Origin of the sequence: Ensifer sp. (assembly GCF_035999185.1) — a bacterium.
Lineage (GTDB): Bacteria > Pseudomonadota > Alphaproteobacteria > Rhizobiales > Rhizobiaceae > Ensifer.
Window position 1 is genome coordinate 1 of sequence record NZ_DASYHB010000112.1, and the last position, 14593, is coordinate 14593.

At 61.6% G+C, this 14593-nt stretch carries 16 protein-coding genes and 3 pseudogenes; 11 read left to right on the forward strand and 8 right to left on the reverse strand.

Annotation, left to right across the window (positions count from 1 at the left end):
• Positions 1-735: 735 nt before the first annotated feature.
• The 3 genes from VGO04_RS13715 (at position 736) to VGO04_RS13725 (ending at position 2801) form a co-directional block, all read left to right on the forward strand.
• Positions 736-1236 carry a sigma-70 family RNA polymerase sigma factor gene (locus tag VGO04_RS13715; protein WP_327496509.1) on the forward strand — a complete coding sequence of 167 codons (501 nt, stop codon included), beginning with the start codon at positions 736-738 and terminating at the stop codon, positions 1234-1236.
• Positions 1229-1963 carry an anti-sigma factor gene (locus VGO04_RS13720; protein WP_327496510.1) on the forward strand — a complete coding sequence of 245 codons (735 nt, stop codon included), beginning with the start codon at positions 1229-1231 and terminating at the stop codon, positions 1961-1963. Before VGO04_RS13715 ends, VGO04_RS13720 begins: the two co-directional genes overlap by 8 nt.
• A 220-nt stretch (positions 1964-2183) precedes the next feature.
• On the forward strand, positions 2184-2801 hold the full coding sequence (locus tag VGO04_RS13725; protein WP_327496511.1) for a LysE family translocator: 618 nt from the start codon (positions 2184-2186) through the stop codon (positions 2799-2801).
• Positions 2802-3287: 486 nt separating this feature from the next.
• On the opposite strand, the gene VGO04_RS13730 is transcribed toward VGO04_RS13725, so the two are convergent.
• From VGO04_RS13730 to VGO04_RS13755, 6 genes and pseudogenes are all read right to left on the reverse strand, one after another.
• Positions 3288-3509 carry a hypothetical protein gene (locus VGO04_RS13730; RefSeq protein WP_327496512.1) on the reverse strand — a complete coding sequence of 74 codons (222 nt, stop codon included), beginning with the start codon at positions 3507-3509 and terminating at the stop codon, positions 3288-3290.
• A gap of 165 nt (positions 3510-3674) precedes the next feature.
• A complete protein-coding gene (locus tag VGO04_RS13735) occupies positions 3675-4157 on the reverse strand; it encodes a hypothetical protein (protein ID WP_327496513.1) in 483 nt (160 codons plus the stop codon).
• A gap of 502 nt (positions 4158-4659) precedes the next feature.
• Positions 4660-4992 (reverse strand): DUF982 domain-containing protein, encoded by a 333-nt coding sequence (locus VGO04_RS13740; RefSeq protein ID WP_327496514.1) that lies wholly within the window; start codon positions 4990-4992, stop codon positions 4660-4662.
• A gap of 473 nt (positions 4993-5465) precedes the next feature.
• Positions 5466-5876 (reverse strand): annotated as a pseudogene (locus VGO04_RS13745) (SOS response-associated peptidase family protein); the annotation flags it as partial.
• A 717-nt stretch (positions 5877-6593) separates the two neighbouring features.
• Positions 6594-6980, reverse strand: coding sequence for a hypothetical protein (locus VGO04_RS13750; RefSeq protein WP_327496515.1), 387 nt, complete (start codon positions 6978-6980; stop codon positions 6594-6596).
• Positions 6977-7210, reverse strand: coding sequence for a hypothetical protein (locus VGO04_RS13755; protein WP_327496516.1), 234 nt, complete (start codon positions 7208-7210; stop codon positions 6977-6979). The genes VGO04_RS13750 and VGO04_RS13755 overlap by 4 nt, the downstream gene beginning before the upstream one ends.
• Positions 7211-7269: 59 nt before the next feature.
• Between VGO04_RS13755 and VGO04_RS13760 the strand changes: the two genes are divergently transcribed.
• From VGO04_RS13760 to VGO04_RS13775, 5 genes are all read left to right on the forward strand, one after another.
• On the forward strand, positions 7270-7524 hold the full coding sequence (locus tag VGO04_RS13760) for a hypothetical protein (protein ID WP_327496517.1): 255 nt from the start codon (positions 7270-7272) through the stop codon (positions 7522-7524).
• A gap of 142 nt (positions 7525-7666) precedes the next feature.
• Positions 7667-7825, forward strand: a complete 159-nt coding sequence (locus VGO04_RS13765; RefSeq protein WP_327496518.1) for a hypothetical protein — start codon at positions 7667-7669, stop codon at positions 7823-7825.
• A gap of 45 nt (positions 7826-7870) precedes the next feature.
• A complete protein-coding gene (locus tag VGO04_RS13770; protein WP_327496519.1) occupies positions 7871-8020 on the forward strand; it encodes a hypothetical protein in 150 nt (49 codons plus the stop codon).
• Positions 8021-8319: 299 nt separating this feature from the next.
• Positions 8320-8577: a DUF7696 family protein gene (locus VGO04_RS33035; RefSeq protein WP_422653420.1), complete on the forward strand. Its 258-nt coding sequence runs from the start codon at positions 8320-8322 to the stop codon at positions 8575-8577.
• Between the two features lie 1378 nt (positions 8578-9955).
• The gene (locus tag VGO04_RS13775; RefSeq protein WP_327496520.1) at positions 9956-10165 is read left to right on the forward strand and encodes a hypothetical protein; all 210 of its coding nucleotides are present in this window, start codon (positions 9956-9958) and stop codon (positions 10163-10165) included.
• 362 nt (positions 10166-10527) lie between these two features.
• Here VGO04_RS13775 and VGO04_RS13780 read toward each other — a convergent pair whose 3' ends face one another.
• Positions 10528-10815, reverse strand: a complete 288-nt coding sequence (locus VGO04_RS13780) for a hypothetical protein (RefSeq protein ID WP_327496521.1) — start codon at positions 10813-10815, stop codon at positions 10528-10530.
• A gap of 250 nt (positions 10816-11065) precedes the next feature.
• Positions 11066-11167 (reverse strand): annotated as a pseudogene (locus tag VGO04_RS32960) (hypothetical protein); the annotation flags it as partial.
• Positions 11168-12209: 1042 nt separating this feature from the next.
• Between VGO04_RS32960 and VGO04_RS13790 the strand changes: the two are divergent.
• The 3 genes and pseudogenes from VGO04_RS13790 to VGO04_RS13800 form a co-directional block, all read left to right on the forward strand.
• The gene (locus VGO04_RS13790) at positions 12210-12617 is read left to right on the forward strand and encodes a hypothetical protein (RefSeq protein ID WP_327496523.1); all 408 of its coding nucleotides are present in this window, start codon (positions 12210-12212) and stop codon (positions 12615-12617) included.
• Positions 12614-12910 (forward strand): hypothetical protein, encoded by a 297-nt coding sequence (locus VGO04_RS13795; RefSeq protein WP_327496524.1) that lies wholly within the window; start codon positions 12614-12616, stop codon positions 12908-12910. The genes VGO04_RS13790 and VGO04_RS13795 overlap by 4 nt, the downstream gene beginning before the upstream one ends.
• 1107 nt (positions 12911-14017) lie before the next feature.
• Positions 14018-14593 (forward strand): annotated as a pseudogene (locus tag VGO04_RS13800) (transposase family protein); the annotation flags it as partial.

Here is a 14593-nt window from a genome sequence, read left to right on the forward strand (position 1 = left end):
CGAGGGCGATCTCGCCGTGCTCGGGGACCGCAAGCTCCTGCCCGGAATGCCCGTCGAGGTCATGATCACGACCGAGGAAAGGACAGCCCTCTCATTCCTGACGAAGCCGTTCACCGACCACGCCAGCCGCGTCTTCAACGAGCGCTGAGGGCGGCCGTACGGCGATTGACGGGTGACTTTGGGGCTTAGCCCGAAAGCATTCGTAATCGGGCTTATCTCCGAGTTGGAGGCAAGCTCCCTGAGATGATCATGGCCGCGGCGGCCGTGACGCAACCAGGGAGATCAAGATGGCTGCCGGGCCGTGCACACCAACCACGGCGCGCCGCAGCGGACCGGATGATAGCCCGGATTGTCGTCCAAACACATTTTGCTTCCGAAGACAGACGCAGATCACAATCGCCGCATCATCGTGAATAAAGCTGACGTCACTTAGGTCATACCCTAGGTGGGGTGTTGAGCCATGGGCGCTGATTATGACGGCGGAAGGGAGAATGGCGGGCGGCATAGGCGGGAGCGATTGAGAATCCCGGCCTATTTCTGTGCGCTCCGACTCGATGTCTTCAATCTTGCATCCATGTCCGTGTGCGCCTGGCGGCATCCCGTGCTGTCGATCGCATTGCCTTACTTGTATCAATGGCGGCAGTCTCTTCCATGGATGAACCGGCTTGGCGACTGAGATGGCTGGATCGAAAGCAACCCCAGCCGTCGAGCGAGCCCCCACGTTTCGAAGATGTCGTGATACCCAACCTGGATGCGGCCTACAGCCTGGCACGCTGGCTGGTACGTGATCCCGTTCTCGCGGAGGACGTCGTGCAGGACTCTGTCGCGCGCGGTCTCAGTTACTTCGCCTCGTTTCGCGGTGGCGATGCCAGGGCCTGGCTGATGCGGATCGTGCGGAACACCGCCTACACGTCGCTCTCGGCGCGCCAGAAGCTGCAACGGGAGCAGGTGTCGGAAACGCTCGCGGATGACGATGAAGCGCTCAGTGCACGGGATGCAGCACCAGACCCGGAACAGATGCTATTGCGGAAGGAGCAGTCAGAGCAGCTGGAAAAGGCCCTCGCCATGCTGCCGGCCGAACTCAGGGAATGTTTGATCCTCAAGGAGGTCGAGGAACTGTCTTACAAGGAAATTGCCCAGATCACCGGCATACCAATCGGCACGGTCATGTCCCGCCTTTGGCGTGCGCGCCAGGCGCTCATGCATCTCGTCAGGTCGGGAGACAGCCATGACTGATCAGTCGTGCACAGAGATGCATCTGCTAATTCAAGCCGATGTCGACGGTGAGCTGGAGCCTGCCGAAGCCGGAAGGGTTGCGTGGCATGTCGAACGCTGCCCAAGCTGCGCGCGGCTTCAGGCGGATCTCTCCGCGCTTTCGGGCAGATTACGGGACGAAGCCACCCGCTACAACGCGCCGATGCAACTGCGCAGGGCCGTGGTCGACCAGCTGCCACGGCGTCGGCGCTCCTGGTTGTCGCGCCCGGCGCTCGCGACAGGGATTTCGGCAGGCCTGGCAGTCGCAGCCAGTCTCGCGATCTTCGCGGTCATGCCGCAAACGGACGCGATGCCCGATTGGGTCGTCGCTGCGCACATCCGTGCGCTGCAACCCGATCACCTCGTCGACGTGGTCTCCGCCGAGCAACACACCGTCAAGCCGTGGTTTGCCGGCCGGCTTCCATTTGCCCCACCGGTGAAGGATCTGTCGGGGCCCGGCTTCCTGCTGCAGGGCGCGAGGCTCGACGCATTGCCAGGAAGCACCGCTGCGACGCTTGTCTACAAGCGCCGACAACACCTGATCGACCTGTTCATCTGGCCGACCGGCGAGAATGAGCCCCGTGGGCGCAGTTCGGGCGTCCGGGAGGGCTATAATTTCGTCCGGTGGCAGTCAGGTGAGATGACCTTCTGGGCCGTCTCCGATCTAAACATGAAAGAGCTCGACGATTTCGCCAGCCATTGGCGCTAATCCGGATCAGGACGCGCTCCCGATAAATCGTCCACGCCTCGTGAATAAACCGCCACCGCCTGCGGTCTGCTGTCTGGAGACGGCGGAGGCTGACCGAGATGGCACGGCAATGCGCGGGGTCAATCAACCGCGAGAAGAGGTCGCATGGCGATCTCAAGCGAGAAGCGCGCACTCGGCCTCCCGCTCAGCAAGAGGGCAAGTTCGGCGTTGGCGCGAGGACATGACGGTTCTCGCGACCTCTCTGCTGACCGGCGTCACGATCGGTCTCTCGATCGCGGCCCCGATCGGCGCGACGAGCATGCTGTGCATCCAGCAAACGCTGGCACGCGGTCTGCCGACCGGGTTCGCTGCGGGATTTGGGGTGGCGACAGTTCATCTCATCTACAGCACGCTTGCCGCGGCCTCGGGCACGCTGCTGCTGGGCGGTTGGTTTAGCACGACGCCTATCCTCGTTCTGTCGGGAATGCTGCTGCTGGCGTTCGCTATCCGCGTCTACCGACGAGACGTCATCGTTGGCGAAATTGCCGAAGGACAGCGAAAGCTTATTGCGTCCTATTGTGGCGCCATCGGCTTTGGCTTCCTCAACCCAGTGACGCCCGTTCTCTTCGCTGCCGCGATCCCGAGCATAGTCAACCAAGGCCATGAAGCGATCCCGATTACCGTTGGCGGCATATTCGTCGGCTCGGCCTGCTGGTGGGCCTTCCTGGCCGTGGGCGTGAGCCTGCTTCGCCAACGGGTCACAGGACAGCGGCTGAGGCAGATCAATAAGTGCGCCGCACTCCTGATGGCCTATGTCGCGGTGGGAATGGTGCTGGCTGGGTTTCGAGCGGCAGGTTGATCTCGAAATCAACGGCGATGGTCGCACTGGTCTTTGTCGACCTGCTCGACCCATCAGTCTCCTCGGGCCCAGTGGAGGGTCGAGGTCTAAGAGGACTTCCATCCCGCCATAGCGACTGCGCTAGTTATAGAAGGTGGCATCGCTGATCCCGGCCTCCACTCACTAGGGCGCATCCGCCTTGCAGCCACCAATCGCGAGCGAACAAGGATCAAACTCGATACGGGACATTAGCCGGAGAATGATATTTACTCCGGCGGACCGCCCGCCAAGGAGAAGCGCATGACCCCGGTCGAACGCCGCGCGCTGTTAGCGAGCACGATAGGATTTGCTTTGATGGGATTGTATTGGTTGGTCAATTGATATACCCCTACCCTTCGTTCATGGCCCGCTGATGGCTGATCGTCTCGCATGATCTTCGCCGGCCGGCATAAGATTGGTCGTGAACGACCGGGGCCTGACCTACGGAACAACATCGCCTTTGGCGACCTACAATGTCATCATCAGCTTAGCGTAACGTGCTTTGACGGTTTCAAGCTTCGAGAGGCTGTAGTCGAGTTCCAGAGAGTGGAGCGAGCGCTGTAGTGCTTCCGCGGCGCCGATTTGATTTGGCAATGCGTCGAGGTCCCATAGCACGTCCTTAGCTAGCTCCAGCAGGGCTGCAAGATCGTCACAAACTATGTTTTTCGCCCGGTCTCGCAATTCGCTCATTGCGGCAGAACGCCGTCAACCCGAGCCGCGTTCCAACAATGTGGTCTAGTCCGCCGAAAGGGCGACCGGGCGAGCATCACTCATTCCGCATCGCCTGGGCCGGGAGCATCTCGATCTCGACATCACACTTCCGATCCGGTTTGGCCGCCGCATCGAAGTTCGAGTTTACTGCGCCAACGGCTTCGCACCCCGCCCGCCCGGCTGGTTCAAGGCAAACTCCGCAGACACGCATTCATTAAACGAAACCCGTCTTGAACGCCGTTCGGTGGTCTCCGACGAGACGAGCCGCAAGATAGTCGTGCCAAAGCTGCGGGACCTTTCGACGAAGCATAAACATATTGCCGCACGCGAGGCCGGCTGAATGTCGGCGTTCTCCGTCGCGCATTTGATCAGGGCAGCCGAAGAACCAGCAGAAATGGCCACATTCACGGTGCCGATTCCAACGGCCATGACGGCAAGCAAAGCTGCCACGGTCATCGCAGCTATTGCCCCTCTCCGCCCTGGCCAAACCATCGACTTCGTCACCGCAACCACCAAACCCCGCTGCTCGCTCATTAGGCAGAAATCATGGAGACCTGACTCCTCAATTAACGTAGGCGGATCAATTTCATCCGAAGGGGCACGGTCCGCGAATGGATCGGATATCATTCGTCCTCCGCCCCGATCCTGCGTCGGCGCTCCCTGGGCCGCGGCTCAGCCGGCAACATGTCCGCCTTGCCACCGTCGATCACGGTCAGGCCAGTCATGGATGGCGGCAGATCAGTTGGTCGCGGGGACATCAGATCCGGGCAATAACCTCCGCACCGATGCCCGTACTTCTGCGGCTTCCGCGCGGGGTGGTGTGGGTCCGAGGGGCAGCCGCCGATGAAGACCCGCAGAAGCCGCCCTGCCGCTATGCGGGGATCTTCAAACCTGATCGATCGGCCAGGAGTGGGATGGCGAACTGAATCGGGGTACGTCTGCCGTCTAGACGCAGCCCCGTGAAGATCACTCGGGCATCGACCTGGCGCTTCAAGAGATGAAGAGCGAGGTTCAACTGAACGGACGCGAGGATCCAGGCGCCGCACGCCCGATCCACAATGGCGCTAATGGGCCGCCGCGCTCTCGCCAAGCAATGCATGCGCTAGTTTCAGCCACGAGCAGCGAGATCTCAGGTCGCCGCTTCCGTCCGAGAGGCCATTGGCGACTCACGGAGCTCGCCACACTCTCTCGCCGCCGCTTCGAACGCCGATCGCGCCTCCGCCGTGCCTGCCTCACCTTTGATCCCGGCCATGCACGTTTGGACGCCGATTTTCCAATCAGGCCCCATCCCTCGGTCGCGCCACGAAAGCAGAAATTCTGCTGCCCTTTCGATGTTGGAAACGGCGTAGCGCGTACCGATCGGGTCGATCGCGACGTAAACGGGAGGGGAGAACCAATGCAGCTTCATTCCCATCAATACGCCGGCATGCTCAATTCGTTCCCGCGGGATGATTTGAGACATCCGGGCAGGCGTCCAATCATTTGATGTTTGCGGCACCCTCCCCTCCGTTGAGAATGCGGAACTCGGACCTGTAGAGGGTTGCCCCATGAAAGATAAGACCTCGATGGAACGAGCCTTCGAAATTGCAGCCGAGGGCCCCTGCAGATCGGTGGAAGTCATCCGCAGGCGTTTGGCGCGGGAAGGCTACGATCCCCGTCAAATCACCGGGCAGTCGCTTTCTCGCCAGCTCCTCGCGATATCAAAGCAGGCAGACGCACGAAACGACGACCCATGATGGCGGGCGGCGCCGCGTTCTCCGCCAAGTTTGGCTAATTGGCCCCGTCGGCTTCGAATACCGTACGCTGCCTCACCAATTTGTCCAAGGCAGCCTGTTGGTCGCTGAGCAGCGACGTGCTGTAGCCCGCTCCATCAGCTCCGAGATATTGCGCCGGGCGAGCGCAATGCGATCGGCAAGATCCTGCAGGGTCGCTTCGCTAGGCATCAGGCTCTCCGTCCTTCTTTACGCCTCGCGCAACGATCTGCAGTGAGCCGTCAGGGAATTGACGCTGAAGCCCCCTCGCCTGTTCGCATGGCGCGGTCATCCAGGTCTCGCACTGCTCAGGCGTGGTCAGGATGACCGGCATCGCTTTGGAATGGATCGAGCCGACCTCCGCATTCGGCTCGGTCGTGAGGAAGGCATAAAGATCTGCCCAGACCTCGCCTTCCCTGAGCTTCCGCACGCTCCTCCACTGCGGCGTCCAGATTCCGGCAAAGAACGCCGTCGGCCGCGTCTCGCCGAAGGCAAACCAGATGTCGCCACCCTCGGCCTTGTTGAACTCACTGAACGAGGTGAACGGCACCAGGCAGCGATTCTCGACGCCGAGCCAGCGCCGCCAATGCGGGCTGAGCAGAGCCGATGTCTGCTGCCCACCCGTTGCAGCCCTCCTTTGACGACCCTATCGCCTGATCAGGCTCCAACCAACGATTCATGGGAAGGTGAAATAGAGAAACACTGCTACGGCGGCGATTGTCGCTGAGAGCCGAAGCAATTTCTGCAGCATATCGATCTGACGGTGTGAAGGGTTTTGCTGTCGGTCGTCGTCGCTTATTGGTTCCTCGATTCTGGCAGGTGCTGCTGTCCGTTTCCGACCCTTTTGAGACCTCTGGTACGCCACGATGCGGCTCAGCGTGCTCGGCAGAATGGTAAGCGCAAGCAATCGCAATCAGGCAAGAGTTTGCCGATCGCGCGCCACTGCTCGCGCATTCTGCTGAACCGTTGTCAGGACTCGGGCAGTCTCAAGCCTGCCAAGAATGTGGCAGAGCTTAGAGAGTGATCAGGCAACGCCGAGCAATGACGTTCGACGGCTTGGACAATGTATTCGTCGTCGAGGTGCGACAGCCTCGATGGGGAACTTTGCCGAAGGAGATCGACCAACCACCGACCTACGGCGGCATGAAACTCTGCCGCAGACGTTCGATGGTGTTTCATCCACATTTCACAAGTAATGTAGTCCTGTAGGAAATCGGCTTTGCGCCGCTCGGCCCCCTCCGCGGGCAGCAACATCGCGGCCACCAAGCTGGCCGCCAACAACCTCACCACCATTGTCGCCCTCTCGCTGACATCAATCGTCGCCACCCACGCGCCGACGCCGTTCTTCGTGCCTCGGCTCGGCCGGGAGCATGTCCGTCTTGCCGCCCTCGATCAAGGTCAGGCCCGTCATGGACGGCGGTAGGTCGGGCGGCCGTCCGGAGATGAGATCGGGGCAATAACCTCCGCACCGATGCCCGTACTTCTGCGGCTTGCGCGCGGGGTTGTGTGGATCCCAGGGGCAGCCGCCGATGAAGACCCGCAGAAGCCGCCCTAGCAATGCATCGGAACCATACTTCGCGGCGAGCACGGCCAGGCGCGCGTCGCCGCCGCGCTCGCAGACGTGGCACCGGAAGCGGATCACAACGTAGGGATAGTCGCGCAGCGAAGTGTGGACGGTCGGTAGGCCGGGTTTGCTCACGGTTCATTGTCGACCGCCATGGGCCGCGCGCCTGCGGAGACGAAAACGCTCAGGAAGTCCCGTGAGGTCGAGCGATCGGCATCCTCCATCAGCACTGTAAGATCGTGCAGGAGAGCCCTGATTGCGGCACGCTCGGACCCATGCTCGGCGATCATTTCATTGATGTCGGCCTCGATTTCATGCTCTGGCGACAGGTCGTCGGCCGGCTGAGCGGATGGCTGCGCGGACATAGATTGCGTTCCCGAAACTGAGAACATAATGAGAACAAACCGCAACCCGGAGTCAAGCCATGGCGACCGTCGACACGTTCTTTCTCCAACCGTTCAAGACCCATCGCAAGCGGCTCGTACCCGGCCAGCGCGTGCCCGCGAAAACGAAGCATCATGCGCTCAGCGAAGGTGAGCGCATCGGCCGTACTGCCGAGGGCGTCGCGGTGATCCATGTCATCGCCGACGACGAAACCGGCGAGGTTAGTGCGCTCGACGTGCTTGCGCGGCACGGCGCGATTCCGGAAGAATTCGAAGAGCAGATCCGAGCGCTGTGAATCGCCCCTGCGACGCGCACACAATCCAGATGGTGCCGAAGTCCGGCCGGCTACGGTCGGAGGAGCGCGCGCCCTGGGCTGATGCCGCGCTGAGATCTGGTGCACCACCTGCAATCACCACGGCGAAGTCAGCACCGAGAGCATGCCTGACGAGCTGCCGATTCCCGACATCTGCCTGCGCTATCGCTGCTCGCGTGGCGGCGGGAAACAACTGCTGTCGCGAATGAGCGTCGACGAGTTCTACGAGATCCTTCAGGCGAAAAATGGAATGAGCCACGGCGAAGGCAAGCCGAAGACGTGAGGAACCGATCTGCGTCGGTATCGTTGATGACCGCGGAGAATAGCGATGAAGATCAAGACCGATGACGAATACCAAGCTGCGAAGGCCCGCATCGCGGAACTCGCCGGCTGCCCGGAGGACTCGCCGGAGGAACATGAGCTGGTCACGCTTGAGCTCGCCGTAGCCGTCTGGGAATCCAAGAAGCGGGTCGGCTAGGAAATCTCGAAGATGTCGCCGCTCGACACGATCCGGCATTGGATCGAAGCGCAAAGCAGCTTGCCGGGATGACCGGCCGCGCTTCGGCGTCGGCGGTGATTGGACGGATTCGGCCGATAGGCCGACGCGCAGAACTCGACGCGCACACACGAACGCAACTCCAACTCGACAGAGTCTGAAACGGAGGCATCGGCGAATCGTTCCGCCTGGGTCAATGAACGCCAACGCCGCCTGAGAAGCGACATGCCCTACCCACCCGATTCCCGCCCCCCGTCGTCTCGATCCTTGCCGGCCAGGAGGTGAGCACTTGGTCAGAGGCTTGGAAGGAGTTGTGTGAGGTGCGCTTTCTCGCGGGATTGCCACTCACAAAGCGCAATCAGCTCCTCGACGGCGTGAAGGACGAATTGCGCGGGATCAGGACCATCCCGCGCGACGCGGCTGTTGAGCGAATTAGGGCCGAGATCGATCGGTACGCGACGCTCGCCCAATGGCCCTGCTTTAGAGACAGGGCCAAGTTTGGCAACGCAGCCGGTCCCTTTCCGGCTGGCACACGCTAGAGCTGAAAACCGTGGGCAATGACCAAACCTCAACCGACACCAGAAAGTTGCGTCGAACGGTGTAACACCCGTGAATGAAGAGGGCCCGCCCTGTCGATTGCAAGGCCGGGCCAGTTCAAAATACCAGCGGTCCGCGAGGGCTCGACCGTCTGGCTTGCCGCCGAGGCGTGCCGGGCTCGGCGACTCCAGTTGAACTCGCGACTTGTCGTATGGTTGCGGCAGCTGCTCATCTGCGAAGAAGCGCTCGACCGCCCGCGCGCCAAGCGGAAGGCTTGGGTCTTCCCGCCAGAGTTCGGGAATGATTGCGGCAAGGCGCGACCTTGCCCGCTTTTGAGCCGCGACCGATCGTATGGACGCTGTTCACGCCGATCCAGGCCGCATCGAATGCGTTGGCAAGCTTGGCGAGGTCATGAGGTTCGGCAACGATCGAACGAAACGGCATGACTCACGGCCGGCGGGACAAAGGCCCGGCCTCACCGAAGCGTGACCGGGCCCGCCACGGTCGGCGGCCGGAAGGAACGACCGCCCCGGACTATCACCGAACCTCGCCGCATTCGGTGACAATGGATTAACGCATGCCTTGGCAAATCGTTCAGCTTGATGTCGCGCTCTTGGAGTTCAGCAGCGCTTCTTCGTCTACGAAAAAGGCCCGATCTCGTTGTGGCGAGGTCGGGCCAAGTATGCCAGCCGACCGGTGTCACGCGCCGGCCGATCGTCGAGGGAGCTGATACCCCGACGACAAATGATCAACGTTAAGAAGTCGGGATTGGTTCGATTGAGTTCAGAGCTTGTCGATCAGCTTCGCGATTCGGCAATAGCCCGGATCTCGCCCAGATTGCCCACCTGTAACTAGCTCGGGCTTTGAGTGCAGAAGCCGGCAATTGGTGGTCTCACATGCGGGATGGCGAACTATGACATACCGCCCAACCGGAGCGGCCGGTAAATCCGCGGCTCGCATCGGTTGGGGATAGCTTGTGCGGCACGCCGGGAAAAGAAAAGGCCCGGACCCGCCGAAGCGAGACCGGGCCTCCCACAGCCAGCGGCCGGATCGGAAACGGCCGCCACAGTGGCGTCGAGCAAACGTGCTCGGCAGGAGTTTGTTCGCATTCCCGACGAAGAAAGTTCGACCCGCCGAGGCGAGACCGGCCGAAACTTCCGTTCGGCCTCGAACACGGTACGTCAGATGCAGCAACCCGCACAAATTTGGATCGAAATCGCATCGAAAACCCGGACGATCGCGAAATTAAACTCGAACCCAACGGAAATTGGGCCGAATTGAGACCGGTCTAGCAAGTTGGTGCAATGGAGGCTTGCGTCCCGAGGCTGCGACCAAGACCCTTGTTAGAGTAGGTTGTGCAGGCGCCCGGGGAGTGTCCGAATGCATTCCGTACCGCCAGCTTTTGCTTGCACCGACTGCGGTGCAAAGACCATGCACATTCCTCAGTGGACCCATGACGATGCCTTCATCGAATGCGCGGGGTGCGGCAAGCCGTTCGCGACGATCAGGCAGCTGAGGGAGCGGCTGGAGGCAGCGCTCAAAGAGAAAAATTTGCCTTTAGTGGACGCTCCGTCGGAGTGGTCAAAATGAAATAGGCCCGCCCCCGCCGAGGCGAGACCGGGCCCACCACTGACGACGGCCGAATGCGCGACCGCCCGGGCGGTCACCGAAACCTCGCCCGTTGCGGTGACAATGAGCCAACGCGGACCAGATCTGATTAGTTCGGCAGCTTCAAAACGAAAAAAGGCCGCCGCTCGCGAAGGAACGGCGGCCCAGGCGGCGGGGTTGCTGGCAGTCTGGCAGGCGGACGAGACGCAGGCGAGCGCCGGCGCCGCGACGACGCGGAATATGGAAATTCTCCGATAATGGATGGGAATGAGCGGCAGGCCATCGCCTCAACTCATTGATCTTCTTCCGAAGCCGGGATTGCGGCGCCGCTTTCGTCACCGCCTTTAGATCAAGCGCCCGAGGTCATCCTTGCGGACGTCGAAGCTGGGGCAAGCCTTGGCGACGTACTGGTTATGCCCGGTGACCTTCTTGACCATCAGGTAGCGGGCGATAAGTGCCTTGACGTGCGCAAGTAGCGCGGCTTTCTGCGCCGGCGTGCGGGTATCCTCGGGGTTGCCTTTGGCATCGACGCCGCCGACGTAGACGTGCCTGAGCGTCCCGGTGTTGTGGCCGGCGACATGTGAGCCAACCTGCGCCTCCGGCCGGCCGGGCTTCACCGTGCCGTCGAGCATGACGACCCAAGCCCTGGCCGATATGCCAGTCCCGGATCGTCTCGACCGTGACCGCGCGGCCGTCCGGCGTCGCTATGCAGTGGATGATGATCTCGTCTATCCGGCGCGTTGCGCGCGGCTGAGCAAAGCCCGGAAATGCTGGCGTCGGCGTCGCCGCCTTGGGCTCTGTCCTCTCCGCGACCGCCGCCTGCAGCGCCTTGATGGTCTGCGGGCCGATGATGCCATTAGCCACGAGCCCCTTGCCCCGCTGGCAGGCCTGGATCGCCGTCCTCGTCTTCGGCCCGGCAACGCAGTCGATAGTCAGCGAATAGCCAAGCGCGACCAGCGCCGCTTGCCCGTCGCGAGTGTTCATGGTGGCATGTCCTCTGGGGGGCACCGGCCGCTATGGCGGCCATTTGCGTTGAGGCATCACATGTTGTTCAGCAATGGCGCCATCGGCGTCTGGCTTCTCACCGCTTTCGTGGTCGCGTTGACGTCGCTGTTCGTAAACGCAGCCGCCTGCGCAAACCCAATCGCCTGTAAGCTCTGCGGTTCAACTTCCATCAGCGTGCGTCACTGGCCGCATGACGATGCTGTGATCCGTTGCGGCAGATGCGGTGATGAACGCGCAACGCTTGGACAGATGCGCGAGCGTTTGGCTACGGCCGAAAAGCGGCCACGACAACGTTTCGACAACGACAACTACCGCATACCGCTGGAATGGTAGAGGACGTCGGCCGCTCCCACAGGCCCAGCGTGTCCGACCTAGCTGTTTCGCCCGAACGCTGCCGAACTGCCTTCACTGGGCCGCGAGCGAGCGTCGCTGGAGTATGCAGTGTCCCGATATCTGTGCTCGCGCGAGCGTCAGCCACGTGAAGCCTCTGAGCCAACAGAGTTGGTTCGATCTGACGAGTGAGCGCGCGGCCATTTGCAGAGCCCCGATCAGGCGCTGCGGCGGAACCTCATCGTGTCGACGGATGTTTGCCATCCTGACAGCGACAGCATGAGATACGCCATGCCTTACAGTCGAACCGATCTGGAAGCCGCAATCGAGCCGCGGCGAGCCGCAATCTACTCCACCAGAGTGAAGCGGCTTCGTGACGCCTCCGCGCGAGCTCTCTTGGTCACGATGCTCGGCCTCGTCGTCGGCTGGGTCTGCGCCCGCCTTGGGGTTTGGTTGTTCAATTGAGCGGCGGACTTGCTCGCTGCAATACGCAGTCGGTTGGGGAACGGGATAGGCACCAGCCCCACACAAGAATCCTCTGCGAGAGTCTGCCCGGGGATTTACGCAAACGGCGAACCGCGCGGCGGGACTTAGCTCCTGACGTTGCGATATCCGACCATTGGCCGACTGGCATGCCACACGCCAATAGGGAATGTTCCCCGCGAAATTGGCCGCTTGGGGGGCGCCGACGATGGCTCAAAATTGGCGTAACGCGACCGTGATCGTCGAGCACAAGGGATTCAAGATCGCTCCGAACTACGTTGGTTTCGGTCTGCGAACCGTCGGCGGCGAGGATTTGCTTTTCCAGATGAAGCCAACCGATCTCAAGCGGATGGCATTGTCGTTGCTGCTCACGGCCGGCACCGCTTCGGCCGTCGAATCGACCCGTGAAAACTTCGCTCGCGTGGAAGCAGACGTCCTGACCGATCATGTGCTGGCAACCGTCAATGACACACTAGAATTTGGAGTGCTTTCGTTTGGAGGTGGGGAGTTGGGCGCAGGATCGCTCACAATGCCCATCTCTGAAGCGTCCATAAGGACGCTGATCCGCGTGCTGCCGAAGATTCTTCAGGCGATTGCTCCGCCGCACACCGCATGATCGGGCGCCCAATCGCCGTAGATCCGGATCGGCGCATTCCAACAACGTGGGTTCCCACGGAAGCGCAATTCAGAATGATTTGGGGACGTTGGTCCCGGAATCCCAGAAGCCGCGCCATAAACTATTTCATCGTTTCGCTGATGATCGCCGCTGCAACGGTCACGCTGGCAGTGGCCGGTTTACCGAGCGATCGTTTGGAGGCGGAGCACCATGACGCGCGCAAAGGCTCGATCATTGAGATCACAAATTGCCCTGACATGCCGGAGATGATGAAGGTCAATTCGGTAGGCTAAGCCCCACGCGATCAGCGCCGCGACATCCGGGTTGGCCGAGAGGAACGCGGCGATCTTCTCGACTGGCGACGGCGTGGAAACCACCGGCGGCTCACGCCACCCCATCCTCCGCCATCACCGCATTGGCAGCCTCCTTCCAATCTTCCAGGATCGTGAGTTTCGGACTCGGCGTACGAGAAGCTCCGCGAGATAGGCGCCGGGCGCGGGATCAGGAACATTCTAGGCGACGCGGCGGTTGTGCGGCTGAGGGCCGATCTCGATCGCTCTGAAACAAAATGGCCCTGCTCGCGAGACAGGGCCAAGTTTGGCAACGCAGCCGGTCCGTTTCCGGCTGACCCACGCGAGAGCTGAATGCGGTGGGCAATGACCAAACGTAAGCAGAGAACGAAAGTTGCACCGCGGGGTGTCACAACCCCGTGAATGAAGAAGCCCCGCCCTTGCCGCTGCAAAGCCGGGCCAGTTGAAAACACCAGCGGTCCGCGAGTCTGGCTTCCCGCCAAGGCGTGCCGGTCTCGGCGAAAGTGGAACGCGCGGATGGTTGCGATTCGCCCCGCCAATCACCGCGGCCGCGCTGACTGGGCCCGGTTACTCCGCAGCCAAGAAGCGCTCGATTGCTCGCGCCCCGAGCGGAAGGCTAGGCTCTTCCCGCCACAGCTCGAGAATGATTGCGGCAAGGCGCGACCTTTCCCGCTTTTGCGCCACGTGACCTATGGTATGGACGCTGTTCACGCCGATCCACGCTGCATCGAATGCGTTGGCAAGCTTGGCGAGTTCGTGCGGTTCGGCAACGATCGAACGAAAAGGCATGACTTTACTATCTCACGGCCGCGGCAGCGCCGTCACGAAAAAAGGCCCAGCCCCGCCGAAGTGACGCTAGGCTAAGTATGGCATGCGGCCGGTGTCACGCCGGCCGGTCGTCGAGGGAGCTAAGATCCTGACGACAGCTGAATAACGTCACAGAAATCCGATGGTTCAATCCTGGCACCCCGCCAATCTGTCAAACGGCGCGCAAAGTTGCCCCCCGATCGGCGTCCAATGTTGGGTCTGACTCAGTTTCGCTGCAGGTTGGGGCTGCTCTGACGCTGGTTTCCAGAAGGAATCAGCATGATGAAGCAGCGATTTCGCCCGGCCAGTTTGATTCCCGCAGGTCTTGTCGTCGACGGCATCGCGATCGAAGGGGATCGTGTCGTTGTCCGAGCCGGTCCGCCGTCAGATCCTGTCCATGCCCTGACTGCGGGGCATTCTCGCAGCGGATCCAGAGCCGGTATTTCCGGCGGGCAAAGGATCTGCCGCTGAGCGGTCGACGGGTCGAACTCCACGTTCTCGTCCGGCGCTTTCGGTGCGATGCGGTCCTATGCGGCCGCCAGATCTTCGCAGAGCGCTTTGGTGACCGCATCCTTGCGCCACGAGCACGCCGAACTGATCGTCTTGATCATAGCGTCCAGCATCTCGGCCTCGCCCTCGGCGGCCGACCTGGAGCGAGTTTTGCCGCGAGGATGATGCTGCCCGTTAGCAACGATACGCTGCTGCGCGTGGTACGACAGCGCGCAAGGGCGCCGAGCGAGCCGCTACGCGTGATCGGCATCGACGATTTCGCCTGGCGACGCAATCATCGCTACGGCACGATCGTCTGCGATCTTGAGCGCCGTCGGCCGGTGGTTCTGCTTCCGGATCGAGAGCCAG